This window comes from Streptomyces sp. NPDC055239 (genome assembly GCF_053606205.1).
Window position 1 is genome coordinate 216,787 of record NZ_JBSGRD010000004.1, and the last position, 17,818, is coordinate 234,604.

19 protein-coding genes are annotated in these 17,818 nt (G+C 70.6%); 10 read left to right on the forward strand and 9 right to left on the reverse strand.

All coding sequences use genetic code 11. The annotated features are described in order from the left end of the window. Positions 1-356: 356 nt before the first annotated feature. Positions 357-1,004 carry an HAD family hydrolase gene (locus tag ACWFRJ_RS16415; RefSeq protein ID WP_453530206.1) on the reverse strand — a complete coding sequence of 216 codons (648 nt, stop codon included), beginning with the start codon at positions 1,002-1,004 and terminating at the stop codon, positions 357-359. Positions 1,005-1,074: 70 nt separating this feature from the next. Here ACWFRJ_RS16415 and ACWFRJ_RS16420 point away from each other — a divergent pair, with 70 nt between their 5' ends. Beyond that, complete coding sequence (locus tag ACWFRJ_RS16420) at positions 1,075-1,434, forward strand: hypothetical protein (RefSeq protein ID WP_383280494.1); 360 nt, start codon at positions 1,075-1,077, stop codon at positions 1,432-1,434. A 1-nt stretch (position 1,435) separates the two neighbouring features. Then, entirely contained in the window at positions 1,436-1,882 is a 447-nt protein-coding gene (locus ACWFRJ_RS16425) for a hypothetical protein (RefSeq protein WP_453530209.1), read from the forward strand. A gap of 59 nt (positions 1,883-1,941) precedes the next feature. Here the strand turns inward: ACWFRJ_RS16425 and ACWFRJ_RS16430 are convergent, their stop codons facing one another. From ACWFRJ_RS16430 to ACWFRJ_RS16440, 3 genes are all read right to left on the reverse strand, one after another. Then, the gene (locus ACWFRJ_RS16430; RefSeq protein ID WP_453530212.1) at positions 1,942-2,445 is read right to left on the reverse strand and encodes a GNAT family N-acetyltransferase; all 504 of its coding nucleotides are present in this window, start codon (positions 2,443-2,445) and stop codon (positions 1,942-1,944) included. Positions 2,446-2,482: 37 nt separating this feature from the next. Next, positions 2,483-2,998, reverse strand: a complete 516-nt coding sequence (locus ACWFRJ_RS16435; RefSeq protein ID WP_453530215.1) for an RNA polymerase sigma factor — start codon at positions 2,996-2,998, stop codon at positions 2,483-2,485. Between the two features lie 115 nt (positions 2,999-3,113). Further along, positions 3,114-4,289 (reverse strand): glycerophosphodiester phosphodiesterase, encoded by a 1,176-nt coding sequence (locus ACWFRJ_RS16440; protein ID WP_453530218.1) that lies wholly within the window; start codon positions 4,287-4,289, stop codon positions 3,114-3,116. Positions 4,290-4,767: 478 nt separating this feature from the next. Here ACWFRJ_RS16440 and ACWFRJ_RS16445 point away from each other — a divergent pair, with 478 nt between their 5' ends. Continuing rightward, positions 4,768-5,388 carry a lysophospholipid acyltransferase family protein gene (locus ACWFRJ_RS16445; RefSeq protein ID WP_237330157.1) on the forward strand — a complete coding sequence of 207 codons (621 nt, stop codon included), beginning with the start codon at positions 4,768-4,770 and terminating at the stop codon, positions 5,386-5,388. Positions 5,389-5,525: 137 nt separating this feature from the next. Here the strand turns inward: ACWFRJ_RS16445 and ACWFRJ_RS16450 are convergent, their stop codons facing one another. From ACWFRJ_RS16450 to argH, 4 genes are all read right to left on the reverse strand, one after another. Next, the gene (locus ACWFRJ_RS16450; protein WP_453530221.1) at positions 5,526-7,067 is read right to left on the reverse strand and encodes an MFS transporter; all 1,542 of its coding nucleotides are present in this window, start codon (positions 7,065-7,067) and stop codon (positions 5,526-5,528) included. Continuing rightward, positions 7,064-7,615 (reverse strand): TetR/AcrR family transcriptional regulator, encoded by a 552-nt coding sequence (locus ACWFRJ_RS16455; RefSeq protein WP_453530224.1) that lies wholly within the window; start codon positions 7,613-7,615, stop codon positions 7,064-7,066. Before ACWFRJ_RS16455 ends, ACWFRJ_RS16450 begins: the two co-directional genes overlap by 4 nt. 98 nt (positions 7,616-7,713) lie before the next feature. Next, positions 7,714-8,688 (reverse strand): aldo/keto reductase, encoded by a 975-nt coding sequence (locus ACWFRJ_RS16460; RefSeq protein WP_453530227.1) that lies wholly within the window; start codon positions 8,686-8,688, stop codon positions 7,714-7,716. A 97-nt stretch (positions 8,689-8,785) separates the two neighbouring features. After that, complete coding sequence (argH, locus tag ACWFRJ_RS16465) at positions 8,786-10,216, reverse strand: argininosuccinate lyase (RefSeq protein WP_453530230.1); 1,431 nt, start codon at positions 10,214-10,216, stop codon at positions 8,786-8,788. A gap of 146 nt (positions 10,217-10,362) precedes the next feature. On the opposite strand from argH, the gene ACWFRJ_RS16470 reads away from it, so the two are divergent. From ACWFRJ_RS16470 to ACWFRJ_RS16500, 7 genes are all read left to right on the forward strand, one after another. After that, the gene (locus tag ACWFRJ_RS16470; RefSeq protein WP_453530233.1) at positions 10,363-10,950 is read left to right on the forward strand and encodes a pyridoxamine 5'-phosphate oxidase family protein; all 588 of its coding nucleotides are present in this window, start codon (positions 10,363-10,365) and stop codon (positions 10,948-10,950) included. Positions 10,951-10,953: 3 nt separating this feature from the next. Then, positions 10,954-11,667 carry a L,D-transpeptidase family protein gene (locus ACWFRJ_RS16475; protein ID WP_453530236.1) on the forward strand — a complete coding sequence of 238 codons (714 nt, stop codon included), beginning with the start codon at positions 10,954-10,956 and terminating at the stop codon, positions 11,665-11,667. Positions 11,668-11,768: 101 nt separating this feature from the next. Beyond that, positions 11,769-12,752, forward strand: a complete 984-nt coding sequence (locus tag ACWFRJ_RS16480; protein ID WP_389911999.1) for a bile acid:sodium symporter family protein — start codon at positions 11,769-11,771, stop codon at positions 12,750-12,752. 115 nt (positions 12,753-12,867) lie between these two features. After that, a complete protein-coding gene (locus ACWFRJ_RS16485; RefSeq protein ID WP_453530240.1) occupies positions 12,868-13,584 on the forward strand; it encodes a GntR family transcriptional regulator in 717 nt (238 codons plus the stop codon). Next, on the forward strand, positions 13,584-14,588 hold the full coding sequence (locus tag ACWFRJ_RS16490) for an ADP-ribosylglycohydrolase family protein (RefSeq protein ID WP_453530243.1): 1,005 nt from the start codon (positions 13,584-13,586) through the stop codon (positions 14,586-14,588). The genes ACWFRJ_RS16485 and ACWFRJ_RS16490 overlap by 1 nt, the downstream gene beginning before the upstream one ends. Before the next feature lie 58 nt (positions 14,589-14,646). After that, complete coding sequence (locus tag ACWFRJ_RS16495) at positions 14,647-16,113, forward strand: purine-cytosine permease family protein (RefSeq protein ID WP_453530246.1); 1,467 nt, start codon at positions 14,647-14,649, stop codon at positions 16,111-16,113. Further along, the gene (locus tag ACWFRJ_RS16500) at positions 16,110-17,081 is read left to right on the forward strand and encodes a PfkB family carbohydrate kinase (RefSeq protein ID WP_453530248.1); all 972 of its coding nucleotides are present in this window, start codon (positions 16,110-16,112) and stop codon (positions 17,079-17,081) included. The genes ACWFRJ_RS16495 and ACWFRJ_RS16500 overlap by 4 nt, the downstream gene beginning before the upstream one ends. A gap of 178 nt (positions 17,082-17,259) precedes the next feature. Here ACWFRJ_RS16500 and ACWFRJ_RS16505 read toward each other — a convergent pair whose 3' ends face one another. After that, positions 17,260-17,814, reverse strand: a complete 555-nt coding sequence (locus ACWFRJ_RS16505; protein ID WP_453530251.1) for an arginine repressor — start codon at positions 17,812-17,814, stop codon at positions 17,260-17,262. Positions 17,815-17,818: the final 4 nt, after the last annotated feature.

The window sequence follows — 17,818 nt, forward strand, 5'->3', positions numbered from 1 at the left end:
ACGGGGCATTCGTGGGGAACGCGGCACGGTTTCTCGCGGTGGCGAAAAGAACCGGAGGACGTGTGCGCGGGGCAGGCCGCTTCCTACGTCATGTACGGGGGGCGTACGTCGCATAGGGGCGCGGCACAGCGGCTTCGCTTCGGGGCGCGATGCTCAGGGGTGGTGCGGGGGCCCTCAGAAGGCGCACATTCGACACATGCAACGAGCACCGGGCGTCGTGATCGCCTCGGTCGCAAGGGTGCGGCTGCTCGTCGTGGTCATGTGGACCAGTAAAACACGCGTGTGTCCGCGACCTGTCACCCTCGTCCGCTATACGGACAATCGGTGGACAGGTGCGGACGACGGACGGTGGGTGCTCAGTCCCCGGCGGTGATCTCCACGCCACCCTCGGTGGCCAGTGCGGACACGGCCGAGAGGTCCTTCACCACGACGTCGGCGGAGAGCTCGCCCGCGGTGTGCGTTGTGGCCAACGCCACGGTGGTCATCCCGGCCGCGCGTCCCGCCGTCAGACCCGCGGGGGCGTCCTCGAAGACCACGCAGCGCGCCGGGTCGACGCCCAGTTTCTCCGCCGCGAGCAGGAAGGGCTCCGGGTCGGGCTTGCCGCGCGTGATGTCGTCGGCGGCGATCAGCATCGCGGGGTCGATGCCGACCTCGGCGAGCCGGGCCTCCGCCAGGCGCCGCCCGGCGGAGGTGACGACGGCCCAGCGCTCGGGGGGCAGGGATTCAAGGAGCTCACGCGTGCCGGGAAGCAGGACGACACCGCCCTCGACGTCCGAGACCTCAAGCTCCTCGATACGGGCCACGGCCTCGGCGACACGCTCGGCGGGGAGCATGTCGGCGATGATCTCGGCGGCGGGGCGGCCGTGCAGCTCGACCCGCTCGAATTCCTCCGCGGTGATCCCGTACTCCTGCGCCAGGCGGCTCCAGCAGCGGTACACCGACTCCATGGAGGAGATGAGGGTGCCGTCGTTGTCGAACAGGAGCGCTTCAGCGTGGATCTTCATGGTGTCCGAGCGTACGGGGCACCCCAGGGGTGCGCGCATCGGGTCATAGGGCCCGTAATAAAGTCACCGCATGCTTGTTGCCCTGACGATCGCGACCGCCGTGGCCGCGCTCGCGCTCGCCGCGTGGTGCGGTTTCGCCGCCTACCGGGACCAGCCGACCAAGGACTGGCATTTCATCGGCATGGCCGTGGTGACGTTCCTGGCCACGGTCCAGCTGATCGTCGGCATCGTGCAGCTGGCGCGGGGCGAGAAGCCCGAGCAGGGCACGACGATCTTCGTGTCGTATCTGATCGGCGCCTTCGCCTGCATCCCGGCGGCGGGCTTCATGTCCCTCGCCGAGCGCACCCGTTGGGGCTCCATCACGGTCGCCGCGGGCGGCGTGGTCCTCGCCGTGCTCCAAGTGCGGCTCTACGACATCTGGGGAGGCTGAGGTGACGGTGACAGAGCCCGACAAGCACTCTGAGGAGACCGCCCCCACCCGGCAGAGGCTGATCGGCGGGCCCGGCATCCTTCTGGTGTGGCTGTACGGGGTGATGGTGGTCGGCGCCGTGTCGCGCTCCGCCGTGCAGATCTCGACGGACTTCCACAAGGCGCCGCTGGCGTACACGCTGTCCGCGCTCGCCGGGCTCGTCTACGGCTTCATCACGTACTCGCTCGTGCGCGGCGGCGACAAGGCCCGCAAGGCGGCGCTGGTGTGCTGCGCCGCCGAGCTGGTGGGCGTCCTGGCGGTGGGGACCTGGACGCTCGTCGAGCCGTCCGCGTTCCCCGACGCCACGGTGTGGTCGGACTTCGGGATGGGCTATCTCTTCATCCCGGTGATCCTTCCGGTGACGGCGATCTTCTGGCTGAACAAGGCGCGGAGGGCGTCCGCCGGTTGAGCCGTACGCTGCGGGCCGCATGTGGCTGGTCGCGCAGTTCCCCGCGCCCCTTCGGGGCGCTAGGCCCTGACCATGTTCGCCCCCTCGTTCGCCTCCTTGGCGAGCGTCACCAGCGTGAGCCGTTCGTTCACGGGCTGGGTCTTCACCGCCGCGTACCCATGTTTGCGGTAGAGCTGGAGGTTCTGCTCGCTGCGATGGCCGCTGGAGAGCTGGAAACACTTGGCGGTGCCGCCCGCGCCGAGCCGCCGCTCTATCGCGTCCAGGAGACGGCCGCCCAGACCGTGCCGCTGCATCCTGGGATGGACGATCAGTTTGTCGATACGCGCCGTGCCGTCGGGGTCGACCGTGCCGCGCACCGACGCGACGACCTCGTCGCCGAGCCGGGCCACCAGCACGCTGCCCGTGGTCAGTTCGGCCTTGATGGAGTCGAGGGACTGCGTGAGCGGCTCGATGGAATAGTCGCCGTACAGCTCGGCCTCGCTCTGGTAGCACAGGTACTGCAGTTTGAGGATCTTCTCGGCGTCCTGTCCGCCCGCCTCCGAGATGGTCACGCTCATGCCCATGTGTGCATGCCTCCCGCTCACCTGCTCCGCCGGTTGTCTATCGCTCCATTCCCCGCGGCTCGGGAACTGCAACCTCCGCCGCGAGCATTCTGCGAAGGCACCCCAGACAACGCGAGCGTTCAGGCCCCAGGCTGCCCTGTGACATTCCCAACTCGCCCGCGATCTCCCGGTAGGTGAGGTCCTTGGGGGACAGCAGCGCCGCCATGAGACCGGGGCAGCGGCCGGGCAGTCTGCGTACCGCCGCGTACAGGGTGCGGTAGCGGTCGGCCCGCAGGGCGCGCTGCTCGGGGCCGCACTCCGTGTCGTCGGCGGGCTCGGTCGCGTACGCCACTTCGCGCTCTGCCGTACGCCGGGTGCTGCGGGCCTCGGAGGCGACGGCGGCCCGCAGCCAGGTGGCCGGGTCGGCGGGTGGGTCGGCGGCGTCCATGCGTTCGAGGAGGCGCAGCCAGACGGCCTGTTCGAGGTCGCCGGGGTCGGTGCCGGAGCCGTGTGCCGCGGCGGAGGCCTCGGCGGCGAGCAGTGGACGGAGCGCGGGGATGAGCGGGTGAGTCATGCAGGGCGGGACGCGGCCGCCCCGGCAGGAGGTTGCCGGAGCGGCCGTCTGTCACCCCAACCGGGGCCTGGCGCTCTGCTGTTGACGCAGCTCACACGGCGAACGCCCGCACGTGTCAGCCTCTGAGGAAGTCCTCGCGGGCGAGCAGCGCGGTGTCGCAGTTGTCGGAGAAGAGACCGTCGATGCCCGTCTCCAGATATGCCTTGAAAGCTCCGAAGGCGTCGCCGTAGGCGTTCGGGTCGGTGCCCTTCTTGAAGTTCGTGGGCAGGAAGGTGTTCTCGTTGCGCATCGTGTACGGGTGCAGGATCAGGCCCGCCCTGTGCGCGTCCTTGACCAGGGTGGACGGGGTGCCCAGGCTGCCGTCCGACTTCTTCGGGATGATCAGGTCGAGCGTGGGGCCGATGCCCTGCGCGAACGACGCCATCCACTCCAGGCCCTCGGGCTTGATGAGGTCGGCGACGGTGCGCGGGTCGCCCGCCTCGACGAAGTCCCAGGGGCGGGAGTTCGCGGTGGACAGGAGCACCACGCGCGGCGGGCCGACCAGCTTGCCCAGGCGCTGGAGGCTGCTCGGCTCGAAGGACTGCAGGAAGTTCGGCGAGTTCTTCTTGTGCCGTCCGTACTTGCGGAGCAGCTTGGCGAGCGGCTCCTCCAGACCCAGGCCCAGCTTGCGGAAGTACGTGGGGTGCTTGGTCTCGATGTGCAGCCAGATCCGCCTGCCGTGCGCCCGGCCCTGCTTCTCGGCCCACTGGAAGACCTCTTCCAGGGTGGGCACCTCCCAGCGGCCGTCGTAGAGGGTGTTGCGCTGGCGCGTGCCGGGGATGCGCTCCTTGGCGCGCAGCGTCTTCAGCTCGGCGAGCGTGAAGTCCTCGGTGAACCAGCCGGTGAGCGAGACGCCGTCCACGGACTTGGTGGTCTTGCGGGACGCGAATTCGGAGTGCGCCGAGACGTCCGTCGTCGCGGTGATGTCGTTCTCGTGACGGCATACGAGATGGCCGTCCTTGGTGGGCACGACGTCCTGCTCGATGACGTGCGCGCCCATGTCGAGCGCGAGCTGGTACGAACCGAGCGTGTGCTCGGGCCGGTAGCCGCTGGTGCCGCGGTGCGCGACGATCGTGGGCTTCGGCAGGTCCTTGTATCCCCCGTGCCCGTGCCCGTGCTTCGCGTCGGCTCGCGCCACGCCGGGCAGTCCTACGACGGCCGTGCTCGCCCCGAGTACGGCCGCTCCCAGCAGTGCGCGCCGCCCCGGGCGCCGCTCCCCCGACCCCGACTGCCTGGACTTCTGCGTAGCCATTGAGCGCTCCTCCCGATGTGCTGCCTTGCACCTGACAAAGCGGCACGATCGTAGGTGGCCGCACGTGACGCAAGGGAGACCCTGGACCGAACGGAAGGGTGACGCCGGATGGCGACTGGTGTGCGGGGCGGAGTCCGTTCGGTGGGATCCGGTCCGGCGCGGCCCGTCTCGAGGCCGACGGCCGACAGCCTCCGAACACGGTGGCAGCGCGTGACCGCGGGGCGTGACAAGGGCCACTAGGGCGCGCCACACGCGGCACACAGGGATAACGTCGTCACAGGGAGGGTGGTTCGAGCGTTACACCACGCACTCGCACGTCAACTCTGCGTATCAAGTGCGTGAACCCGATGTGCGGTGAGCGGGGACCCGCGAGTATCGTCCTCACCTGCACATACTCGTCGTCAACCCGTTGACACCGGAGGGCCCGTTGTCCCGTCTCGCGCTCATCAAGGCTGTGCTCGGACCGATCTTGCGTCTGATGTTCCGCCCTCGGGTGGAAGGCGCCGAGAACATTCCGGGCACCGGTCCGGTCATCATGGCCGGGAACCACCTCACGTTCATCGACTCGATGATCATGCCCCTCGTCTGCCCGCGTCCGGTGTTCTTCATCGGCAAGGACGAGTACGTCACGGGCAAGGGGCTCAAGGGCCGCCTGATGGCCTGGTTCTTCACCGGCTCCGGCATGATCCCCGTGGACCGCGACGGCGGCCACGGCGGTGTCGCCGCCCTGATGACCGGGCGGCGCGTCCTGGAGGAGGGCAAGCTCTTCGGCATCTACCCCGAAGGCACCCGCTCCCCCGACGGCCGCCTGTACCGCGGCCGTACGGGTATCGCCCGCCTTACCCTGATGACCGGCGCGCCCGTCGTCCCCTTCGCGATGATCGGCACGGACAAGCTCCAGCCCGGCGGCAAGGGCCTCCCGCGCCCGGGCCGGGTCACGGTGCGCTTCGGTGAGCCGATGGAGTTCTCGCGCTACGAGGGCATGGACCGCGACCGCTACGTCCTGCGGGCGGTGACGGACTCCGTCATGACGGAGGTCATGCAGCTGTCCGGTCAGGAGTACGTGGACATGTACGCCACTAAGGCGAAAGCGGCGTAGCCGCCGGGAACTGGTCTTAACGTGCGCCCGGCGCGGTGCGGAGGTTTCCCCCTCCGCACCGCGCCGGGCGTTTCGTGTTTCCTGCGGCCGTTCGTGGCTGGTCGCGCAGTTCCCCGCGCCCCTTCGGGGCGCTCCTCTCAGTGCTCGACGCCGTCCTCCAGCTTCGAGCCCTTCAGGAGGAACCACGCAGCCACCGCGGTAGCGAGAAGTACCCCCGCCCCCACGCCCGCGGCCAGGCGCAGGCCGTCGACGAAGGCGTCCTGGGCCGAGGCGAGGAGGGCCTGGGACTCGTGGGCGGGGAGGCCCGCCGTCGACTCCACGGCGCCGCCGAGCGATTCGTGCGCGGCCGATGCCACGTCCGGCGGGGTGCTCGCCGGGGCGGTGAAGCCGCGGTAGACGCCGGTCACGATGGAGCCGAGCAGGGCGATGCCGAGTGCCGCGCCCAGTTCGTACGCCGTCTCGGAGACCGCGGACGCGGCGCCCGCCTGCTCCTTGGGCACGCTGGAGAGGATGACGTCGGCGGTCACCGTGAACGAGAAGCCCGCGCCGATGCCGACGACCAGGAGCGAGGCCCCTAGGAGCGGGTAGCCGGTGCTCTGGCTCAGCGTGGTGAGCGCCGCGAGGGCGAGCCCCACCGCCGCGAGTCCACCGGCGACCACCGCGCGCACGGAGAACCGCCGCGCGACCACGCCCGCGATCAGACCGGCCGCCACAGCGCCCACCGCGGCGGGAAGTTCGGCCAGGCCCGCCTCGAACGGTCGCCGCCCCTGGACCAGTTGCAGGAACTGGGAGAGGAAGAAGACGAGGCCCGAGAGCCCGAGCACCGTGAGGAGATCGGCGAGCACCGCCCCGGAGAACCCCCGGTTGCGGAAGAGCCGCATGTCCAGGAGGGGCGCTGTCAGGGTGAGCTGGCGCCGTACGAACCAGGTCAGGGCCGCCACGCCGAGCACGCCCGCCGCTCCGACGTCCCAGCGGATGCCGTGCGCCGCCGCCTCCTTGATGGCGTACACGACGGCGATCATGCCGATGAGCGAGAGCACGACGCTGATCATGTCCCAGGGACCCGGCGCCGGGTTCTTCGACTCGGGCAGGAACTTGATGCCGACGACGACCAGGACCGCCATCACCGGCAGGTTGATCAGGAAGACCGAGCCCCACCAGAAGTGCTCGAGCAGGAATCCGCCGACGACAGGACCGACGGCGGCGCCCGCGGACGCCATCGCGCCCCAGATGCCGACCGCGAGGCTGCGCTCGCGCGGGTCGTGGAAGATGTTCCGGATCAGCGCGAGCGTGGACGGCATCAGCGTCGCACCCGCGACACCGAGCAGCGCCCGGGCCAGCATGAGGAGCTCGGGGGTGGTCGCGTAGGCGTTGAGCACCGAGACTCCGCCGAAGGCGACGGCACCTATCAGCAGGAGCTTCTTGCGGCCGATGCGGTCACCGAGACTGCCCATGGAGACGAGCAGACCGGCGATGACGAACGAGTACACGTCGCCGATCCACAGCAGCTGTGTGCCGGTCGGCTTGAGGTCCTCGCTGATGTACGGCGTGGCAAGGCCGAGCACCGTCGCGTCCACGGCGACGAGCAGCACGGCAAGGACCAGCACGGCGAGCGCGAGCCAGCGGCCTGGGCTGCGCTCGACCTCCGTCGACGCGGTCCGCTGTTCGATGCTGGTCATGGTTCCACTCTCCGTCGTGCTCCGCCGATCAGCAGCTCGGCGATCATGTGTGTGAAGTCCTTGGCGGCCACGCGGCCGTCGAGGACGGCCCAGGCGCCCGCGCCGATGAGCCCGTACAGCGCCTCTGTGAGCCAGACGGCGCTCAGGTCGATGCGGAACTCGCCGCTCTCCTGGCCGCGCCGGAAGAGTGCGCCCATGCCGTCGTCGATCCGGGTCCAGCCCTCGTGCTGCGCGCCGTCCTCGAAGAGCTGGTTCTCGGTGACGAGGAACGCGAGAAGGCCCGCGGCAGGCTGGAGCTCCTTCACCAGGCGGCGCAGCGCCTCCTCGGCGCTGTCGTCGCCGAGCCGGGCCGCCTCCAGGGCGGCCTCGCACTCCTGGATGCCGAGCTGTTCCAGGGCCCGTACGAGAGCGTCGCGCCCCGCGAAATGGCGGTGCAGGGTGGCACGGCTGATCCCCGCCGCGCGCGCCACCTCGTCCATCGTGGCGGACCCTTTACGGGTGAGGAGCGCCGCGGCGCTGCGCAGCACCTGGTCTCGATCGACTGACATGAGACAACTATAGACCTCGTGAGACATATTTGTCTCACGAGATACGTACAGCTCTCACGTGCAGCTCTCACTAAGAGGCCGTCGGCCCAAGGGTTGCTTCAGTGCCAGGGCAGCTGCCCGCGCCGCTCCCAGTACGCGACCGGCTCCTCGGCGAGCCCCGCGAGGCGCTCCAGGTGCTCCCCTTCGAGGTCGACGGCCGCCGCGTGCAGGTTCGACACGAGCTGGACCGAGGTCGCGGCGCCGGAGAGGACCACGCCCGCCCACGGCTGGCGCAGGACGAGGGCGAGGGCGATCGCGTCGCTGCCGAACCCGGTCGCCCCGGCGATCTCGCGCAGGGCGGCGGGGGCGTGCGGGTCGGCGAGGCGGCCGTTGGCCATGGCCTCCTTGACAAGGACGGTGAGTCCGGCGTCATGGGCCTCGGCGAGGGCGGGGCCCGCCGAGGTCTCCAGGGCGTTGTACGTGGCCTGGACGGTACGGAAGAGCGGCTCGCCGTCGACCGTCACGGCGAGGGCGGCGCGGATCGTGTCCGCCTGCTGCGGGCCGCTGACGGAGAGCCCGACGCTCACGCCTTCGGAAGACAACTCGGCGAGCTTGGCGTGCAGTTCCTTGTCGGTGAGGGCGGGGCTCTGCGGCGTCACCGAGTGGATCTGGTAGAGGTCGAGCCGCTCGCCGAGCAGTTCGGCGCTCTCCTCGCGCTGACGGACGTACGCGGCGAGGCTGTGGTCCTTGACCTCGTGCGGGGGCGCGGCGTCGGCGTTCCAGGCGGCCGTGTACGTATAGCCCCACTTGCTGCCGATCACGACGTCACGGATGTCGGGCCTCGCGTGCAGCCAGTCGGCGAGGAACTCCTCCGAGCGGCCGTAGGAGCGCGCCACGTCGATGTACCGCACGCCGAGGGCGTAGGCGGCGTCGAGGAGTTCGAGGGTGCGCTCGCGCAGGGCCTCGACACTGCGCGAGGACGGCAGGTCGGCGTCACGGCCGAGCGTGATGTAGCCGGGCCTGCCGACGGCGGCGAGGCCGAAACCGATGTGGGCGGTGGGGGTGGTCGCTGCGGCCAGGCGCGAGAAGGGCATCGCGGGCTCCGTTCGGTCGGCTCCTTCGGCTTCTTGCGGAAGAACGACCAACGTAACCCGCGATGCCCACGTCAACGCGGCACGCGCTGTCCCGGCGTCACTTACGCGCCGCGGCCCACTCCTGCTGGACCGTCAGATCGGCCTTGACCTCGGCGAGCTGGGTGGCGACGGCCGAGGGTGCGGTGCCGCCGCGGCCATTGCGGGACGCCAGGGCGCCGGGGACGTTCAGGACGGTCCTGACCTCCGGGGTGAGATGCTCGGAGATCTTGGCGAACTGCTCGTCCGTGAGCTCGTCGAGCTCGATGCCGTGTGCCTCGCACTCCTTGACGCAACCGCCCGCGACCTCGTGTGCGACACGGAACGGTACGCCCTGCTTGACCAGCCACTCGGCGATGTCCGTGGCGAGCGAGAACCCGGCAGGGGCCAGCTCCTCCATGCGCTCGCGGTGCACGGTGAGCGTCGCCATCATGCCGGTGAACGCGGGGAGCAGGACCTCCAGCTGGTCGCAGGCGTCGAAGACCGGCTCCTTGTCCTCCTGGAGGTCGCGGTTGTACGCGAGCGGGAGCGCCTTCAGCGTCGACATCAGGCCCGTCAGGTTGCCGATGAGGCGCCCCGACTTGCCGCGCGCCAGCTCGGCGATGTCCGGGTTCTTCTTCTGCGGCATGATCGACGAGCCGGTCGAGAAGGCGTCGTGGAGGGTGACGAAGGAGAACTCCTTCGTGTTCCAGATGATGATCTCCTCGGCGATCCGGGAGAGGTTCACGCCGATCATCGCGGTGATGAAGGCGAACTCCGCCGCGAAGTCCCGCGACGCCGTCCCGTCGATGGAGTTGGCCACCGAGCCGTGCTCGAAGCCGAGGTCGGCGGCGACGGCCTCCGGGTCGAGACCCAGGCTGCTGCCGGCGAGTGCGCCCGAGCCGTACGGCGAGACGGCCGTCCGCTCGTCCCACTGCCGCAGGCGCTCCGCGTCCCGGGCGAGGGGCTGGACGTGCGCGAGGACGTGGTGCGCGAACAGCACGGGCTGGGCGTGCTGGAGGTGCGTGCGCCCCGGCATCGCGACGTCCGGGTGCGCCTCGGCGAGGCCGACGAGCGCGCCCTGGAGGTCGGCGATCAGGCCGCCGATGATCCGGGCGTGGTCCCGCAGGTACATCCGGAAGAGCGTCGCCACCTGGTCGTTGCGCGAGCGGCCGGCGCGCAGCTTGCCACCGAGATCGGGGCCGACCCGCTCGAGGAGGCCGCGCTCCAGGGCGGTGTGCACGTCCTCGTCGGCGATGGTGCCGACGATCGCGCCCGACGCCACATCGGCTTCGAGCGTGTCGAGCCCGGCCAGCATGCGGGTCAGCTCGTCCTCGGTGAGCAGGCCCGCCTTGTGGAGCACGCGCGCGTGGGCGCGGGAACCGGCGATGTCGTACGGCGCGAGGCGCCAGTCGAAGTGGACCGATGCCGACAGCTTGGCCAGGGCCTCCGCCGGGCCGTCCGCGAACCGACCGCCCCAGAGCCGGACGTCACCGCCGTTGTTGCTGCTCACTTCACGTGCTCCTTAACCCTGCACCCTGCATTCGCCGTCATGCATGAGTATGCAGTGCTCCGTATGTTTCGTCAATCTAGCCGCAGTGCGAGATGCCACGTCAAGTCGTTAGACAGGCGAAGGATTTCTGACGATAATCCTTAGACATGGGAAAGACTTACGAACGCATCGACGGCAGACTCCGCTCGTTCATCGAGGCCCAGCCTCTCTTCTTCACCGCGACCGCGCCCCTCTCCGGCGACGGCACGGTCAATCTCTCCCCCAAAGGCCTCACCGGTTCGTTCGCCGTCGTCGACGAACACACGGTGGCCTATCTGGACTTCGCGGGCAGCACGTCGGAGACGGTCGCGCACCTGCGCGAGAACGGTCGCATCACTCTGATGTGGTGCGCCTTCCAGGGCCCGCCGAACATCGTCCGGGTGCACGGCCGCGGCGAACCCGTCTTCCGTGACGACCCACGCTGGGCCGAGCTGCTCGGGCACTTCCCCGGCATCGACCCGACCCCGCACGGCCTGCGCGCGATCATCGTCGTGACGGCCGAACTCGTCCGTGACAGCTGCGGATACGCGGTCCCCTTCATGTCGTACGACGAGGACCGCGACCTGCACGGCAGGCGCTTCGCGCGCGAGGACGACGCGTCGCTGAGCGAGTACTTCACCAAGAAGGAGTACATCGCGCAGAGCATCGACGGCCTGCCCGGGCTGCCGTTGCCCTTGCCTCCCAGTACGGTCTGAGCCATGCGCCCCCGTGCCGCCGCCCTCGCGTCCGCCGCCGCCCTCCTCCTCGCCGTCACCGGCACCCTCGGCGCGGCGCCCGCAGCGGACACCCCGCTGCCGGAGCGCATGGCCGACACGGGTGGCGGCACCCAGCTCATCACCGCGCGGGCCGCGCGCACCGGATCCACGACCGGCACGGTCACCTGGTGGGACCGGCGCGGGGCGCGGTGGGTGAAGTCCGGGTCCGTGGCGGCGCGGTTCGGCGCGAAGGGGCTGACAGAGGGCGGCTCCCGCAAGCAGGGGACGAACACGACGCCCACCGGGCTCTTCCGCCTCCCGTACGCCTTCGGCATCGCCGCCAAGCCGTCCGGTACGGACTACTCCTACCGCCGCGTCACGAAGGACTCCTGGTGGTGCCAGGACAACAAGTCCCGCACCTACAACCGCTGGACCCAGCCCCGCCCCGGCGACTGCCGCGCCGCGGAGTCCGAGCACCTCATCACGTACGACCCCCAGTACGCGCACGCCCTGGTGATCGGCTTCAACTACGACCGCCCGGTGCGGGGGCGCGGCGCCGGGATCTTCCTGCACGTCAACGGGAGCGGGGCGACGGCGGGCTGCGTTTCCGTGCCGCGCGAGGCGATGGGGGCGATCCTGCGGTGGGCCGAGCAGGGGCGGCGGCCGCACATGGCGATCGGGACGGAGTCGGGGGCCACGGCGATCACGCGGTACTGAGCCGCCCCGTCCGGAGAGACTCCGTCCGGAGAGGCTCCGTGTAGCGACCACATATCGAGACGGGGTTGCGTCCGCGCCGCACGGCGGCGTTGCATCGCCGGGTGCAAACCGAACAGACGACCCCCAGTTCAACCGAGAGCGGCGACAAGGCGGCCCGCCTCGCCGTCACGGTCTTCCCCGTCCTCGTGCTCGCCGCCGGTGCGCTCGGCCTGCTCGCGCCGGACGCCTTCAAGGACTGGGGCACGAACGTCCCGTACCTCCTGGGTCTCGTGATGTTCTGCATGGGGCTCACCATGACCCCGCTCGACTTCCAGGGTGTCGTCAAGCGGCCCTGGGCCGTCGCGCTCGGGCTTGTCGCGCACTACGTGATCATGCCGGGGCTCGGCTGGCTGATCGCCCACGCGCTCGGGCTCTCGCCCCAGCTCGCGGCCGGTGTGATCCTCGTCGGCTGCGCGCCGAGCGGGACCGCGTCCAACGTCGTGACCTATCTGGCGCGCGGCGACGTGGCCCTGTCCGTCTCGGTGGCCACCGTCTCCACCGTGCTCGCGCCGCTCATCACCCCGCCGCTCACGCTGCTCCTCGCGGGCGAGTACCTGCCCGTGGACGCGGGCTCGATGGTCACGGACATCCTCAAGACCGTGCTGCTCCCGGTCCTCGCGGGTCTCGTCGTACGCCTGCTGTTCGGGCGCTACATCAAGCGGATCCTCAGCGCCCTGCCGTGGCTGTCCGCCCTGACCATCGCCGTCATCGTGGCCGTCGTGGTCGCGGGCAGCGCGGCGGCCATCAAGTCGGCCGCCCTCCTGGTGTTCGTCGCCGTCGTGCTGCACAACGGCCTCGGCCTCGCGCTCGGCTACGGCGCGGGCAAGCTGGCCCGGCTCGGGCCTCCGGCCTCGCGCGCCATGGCCTTCGAGGTCGGCATGCAGAACTCGGGGCTCGCGGCGTCGCTCGCCACGGCCCACTTCAGCCCGCTCGCCGCGCTGCCCGCCGCCGTGTTCTCCGTGTGGCACAACGTCTCAGGGGCGCTGGTCGCCGCCTGGATGTCCCACCGGGCGCGGCGCGCCGAGAAGCAGGCCGTACAGGCCTGATTCCAGGGCTTGGGGGCACTCGCCGCAGCATCCACAACGCCCGCAAACGTTCACTGAGCAAATAATCTGCCGGAAACCGTAGACGGGACGGATCAGCTCCGCTTACCTTCTAGACATGCCTGGACAGGTTCATAAACATCATCGCGTCGCGCACGTACTGGCCGACGAGATCCGCGCCGGGGTCCACGCCGACGGCAGCCGCCTCCCCGGCGAGCACGCCCTGCGGGAGCGGTTCGGGGTCAGTCGCACCACCGTGCGTCAGGCGCTGAGTGTGCTCGGCGAGCAAGGCCTCATCGAGACGCACGCGGGCATCGGTTCGCTCGTCACCTTCGACGGCACCCCGCTCGACCAGAAGCTCGGCTGGACGCGGGCGCTCGCCGACCAGGGCACCGAGCTCTCCACGGACACCCTCCGCTTCGAGCGGATCGCCGACCCGGAGCTCGCCGCCGAACTCGGCCTGGCGGAACCGCACTTCATCGCCCTCGACCGCGTCAGGCGACTGCCCGACGGCGGCGGCGTCTCCCTGGAGCGCAGCCGCGTCCCCGCCGTGCCCGCCCTCGCAGACCTGCCCGAGCGCGGCCTCGAAGGCGGCTCCCTGAACCGGACCCTGCTCGCCGCGGGACACGTCGCCGCGTCGAGCGACGCCCACATCACGGTCTCCGGCCTCGGCGAGACGGACGCGGGACTGCTCCACCGTTCCTCGGGCGAGCCGTTCATCCGGCTCGCCCAGGTCTTCCGCGATGCCGATGGGGACGTCGTGGAGCAGGTCACCAGCCTGCTCGACCCGTCCCGGTTCCAACTGCACGTACGTACCGGCCGAGGAGGCCACTGATGACCACCGCACCCCCCGCCCTTCTCGACCGCGCGCTCGGCGCCTTCTACGGACTCGCGCTCGGCGACGCCCTGGGCATGCCGACCCAGATCATGTCCCGCGAGGACGTCGTACGGGTCTACGGCACCGTCACCGGATTCGAGGCCTCCAAGTCCGACAACCCCGTGAGCGCGGGCATGCCCGCCGGTGCCGTCACGGACGACACCGACCAGGCGGTCATCGTGGCGCGGCTGCTCGTCGAGGGCGGCGGGCACATCGCCCCGAAGCGGTTCGCCGACGCGCTCCTGTCCTGGGAGCGGGAGATGAAGGCCAAGGGCTCCTTCGACCTGCTCGGCCCCTCCACCAAGGCCGCCCTGGACTCCGTCGCGGGCGGCACCGACCCCAAGGAGGCGGGCAGGTACGGCACCACCAACGGCGCCGCGATGCGCGTCACCCCGGTCGGCATCGCCTTCGCCGCCGATCCCCTGCCGGACTTCCTCGACCGGGTCGTGGAGTCCTGCCAGGTCACCCATGACACGAACGTCGGCATCGCGGGCGCGGCGGCCGTCGCGGCGGCGGTGAGCACGGGCGTCGCGGGCGGCACGCTCGACGAGGTCTTCCGGGCCGCGATCACGGCGGCCGAGGCCGGAGCCCGGCGCGGCAACTGGATCGCCGGAGCCGACATCTCCGCCCGGATCGCCTGGGCCCGCGAGCTGGTGGACGGCCTGGACGAGGCCACGGCCCTCGACCGCATCGTCGCCCTCATCGGCACCAGCGTCGCCAGCCAGGAGTCGGTGCCCGCCGCGTTCGCCGTGCTCGCCCTGACCGGCGGGGACCCCTGGCGCAGCACCCTGCTCGCCGCGAACCTCGGCGGCGACAGCGACACGATCGGCACGATCGCGGGCGCGGTCGCAGGGTCGGTGCACGGCCTCTCGGGCCTGCCCGCCGACGCCGTACGCACTCTTCGTACGGTCAACAACCTCGAACTGGAGCCCCTTACGGCCCAGTTGCTCACCCACCGCTAGATCCCTCTCCCCCTCTCCCCCTGTCCCCGTTCCACGTATCGCGCAAGGAGGTCCCGTCATGGCCGCTTCGACGAAGAACGATCAGGTCGGCACCGTAGAGACCCGAGGGATCGAACCGGTCCCCGACAGTGAGCGTCATGGCCACGCGGGCCAGATGTTCTGGACCTGGTTCGCCGCCAACATCTCGATCCTGGGGCTGCCGCTCGGCGCGTCGCTCGTCGCCTTTCGCGGACTGAACATCTGGCAGGCCGCGCTGGTCGCGATCGTCGGTGCGTTCGGTTCGTTCGCGCTGGTGGGAGCGTTGAGCCTGGCGGGCAAGAGGGGCGGCGCGCCCGCCCTCACGCTCTCCCGCGCGGTGTTCGGCCAGCGCGGCAACGCGGGTCCGACGCTGGTCTCCTGGCTGAGCCGGGTCGGCTGGGAGACGATCACGACGACCACGGCGGCGTACGCGCTGCTCGCCCTCCTCGAGGTGGCCTTCGGCGTCGACCAGAACTCCTTCCTGACCGTCCTGTGTCTGCTGGTGTTCATCGCCTGCACCCTGCTGATCAGCGGCCTCGGGCACGCCACGATCATGTGGATCAACAAGTGGGCGACGGTCCTGTTCGGTGTCCTGAACCTGATCGTGATGGGCTTCCTGGTCGCGACCGTCGACTGGTCGAAGGTCCTCGAAACCCCGGCGGGCCCGAGCAGCGGTGTCATCGCGGGCATCGGCTTCATCGCCGCGGGCACGGGCATCGGCTGGGCCAACGCCGGTGCGGACTACGCCCGTTACCTCCCCCGCGCGATCCCGGGGCGCCGTCTGGTCACCGCGTCCGCCTTCGGCGCGGGCATCCCGCTCGTCCTGCTCATCTCGCTGGGTTCGCTGCTCACCGCGGGCGACCCCTCGCTCGCCACCTCCTCCGACCCGGTCTCCGCGATCAACGCGATGCTGCCGTCCTGGATGGCGATCCCGTATCTGATCGCGGCCTTCGGCGGCCTGCTGATGTCGAACCACCTGTCGACGTACTCCGCGGGCCTCACCATGATCACGCTGGGTCTGCGCGTTTCGCGGGCCTGGGCCGTGGTCATCGACATCGTGCTGATGTTCCTCGGCGGCATCTACTTCATGCTGATCGCCGACGACTTCTACGGCCCGTTCTCCACCTTCCTGACGCTGCTCGCCGTGCCGATCTCCGCCTGGATCGGCGTGATCGCGGTCGACATGATGCGGGGCCGCGACTACGACTCGGACGCCCTGATGAACACCTCACGGACCAGCGGCTACTGGTACAGCGGCGGCTTCCGGCTGCCCGCCGTGCTCGCCTGGGTGGCCGCGATCGTGTCGGGCCTCCTCTTCACGACCGCCGGGACCGGCGCGGACGACGTGTGGTTCTCCGGGCCGCTCGCCGACACCTGGCCGGGCGTCAACGGCCTGGGCTGGGCGGTCTCGATAGGGGTGGGCGCGGCGGTGTACGCCGTCTTCGGCCGACGCGGTCCGACGACAACCTCTGCTTCCTCTCCCGCACTTGAGGAGTCCGTCCGATGAGCACGACTGACTCCGGCCCCCGCCTCGTCCTCGCGGGGAACGTCATCGCCGACCTCGTCATCGAGGTACCCGCGCTGCCCGAGCGGGGCGGCGACGTGATCGGCTCCCGTACGGAGCTGTACGCGGGCGGCGGCTTCAACGCGCTGACGGCGGCGCGGCGCCTCGGGGCCGACGCGGTGTACGCCGGCCTTCACGGAACCGGGCCCTACGGGGATCTCGTCCGCCGTTCCCTCGCCGACGAGGGCATCGAGACCCTGCATCCGGTGCGTACGGACGGGGACACGGGGTTCTGTGTGGCCCTCGTCGATGCCGGGGGCGAGCGGACGTTCGTGACCAGCTTCGGCGTGGACGCGCGGATGACGGCGGCGGAGACCTCGGCGCTCGCGGGGGCGTTGCGGCCCGGCGACACGGTTCAGCTGTCCGGGTACGGCCTCGTCATGGAGGTCAACGGCCCGCTGCTCTCCGCCTTCGCGGCGGCGCTGCCCGCTGACATCCGCCTCTGCTTCGACCCGGGACCGCTGGTCGCCGACATCCCCGCGCCCGTCCTGGACCCGGTCCTCGCCCGGACGGACTGGCTCAGCTGCAATGCCCGCGAGGCCCGCCTGATGAGCGGTCACTCCGAGCCGCGGGATGCTGCTGCCGCCCTGCTCGGGCGCCTTGCGCCTGGGGCGGGGGTGCTTGTGCGGGCCGACAAGGACGGCTGCTGGCTGGCTGCGCCTGGCTCGGGCGGGGTGGTTCATGTGCCCGGCTTCGCTGTCGACGCGGTGGACAGCAATGGCGCGGGCGATGCCCATGTGGGGGCGTTCCTCGCCCTGTTGGGGCGAGGGCTTGATCCCCTGACTGCCGCGCGCGGCGCGAACGCGGCGGCGGCTTACGCGGTGACGCGACGGGGGCCGGCTACGGCGCCGGGGCTTGCGGAGTTGGTGGCGTTTCTTGGGGATGATCCGCTGGGTGGGGTGCTGGGGTAAGGGCGCGCCCTTACCCCGGGACCCCCGACAAGATGTCCTCAATCGCCGGACGGGCTGGATACTCCAGCCCGTCCGGCGATTGAGGACGAACTCGGCGAAGCCGGTGACGACGGCGAGCACAAGGCACATGGCCCCCGCGCCGAGCGGGTCTTCGGGAAGGGGCGGGGTCGGGGATAAATCAGTGCTCGTTCGACGCCAAGCGCAGCAAATGATCCGCCAACGCCTGACCCCCCATAGCCTCCCGGCTGATCAGCATCAGCGTGTCGTCCCCCGCGATCGTCCCCAGGATGTCCTGAAGCTCCGCCTGGTCGATCGCCGAGGCGAGGAACTGCGCGGCACCAGGCGGCGTCCGCAGGACGACCAGGTTGGCCGAGGCCTCCGCGGAGATGAGGAGCTCCGCGGAGAGGCGGCGCATCCGCTCCTCCTTGGCCGACTCCCCGAGCGGCGCCCGCGGAGTGCGGAAACCGCCCTCGCTGGGTACCGCGTAGATGAGATCGCCCTCGGCGTTGCGGATCTTCACGGCGTTCAGCTCGTCGAGGTCCCGCGAGAGCGTCGCCTGCGTGACCGTGAGGCCGTCGTCGGCGAGCAGCTTCGCCAGCTGGCTCTGGGAGCGCACGGGCTGCCGGTTGAGGATGTCCACGATCCGGCGGTGGCGTGCGGTGCGGGTCTGCGGCACGGCGGGCCCGGCGTGATCCGGGTGTTCCACGTGCTCGTTGCCTTGCGCCTGACTCATCGTC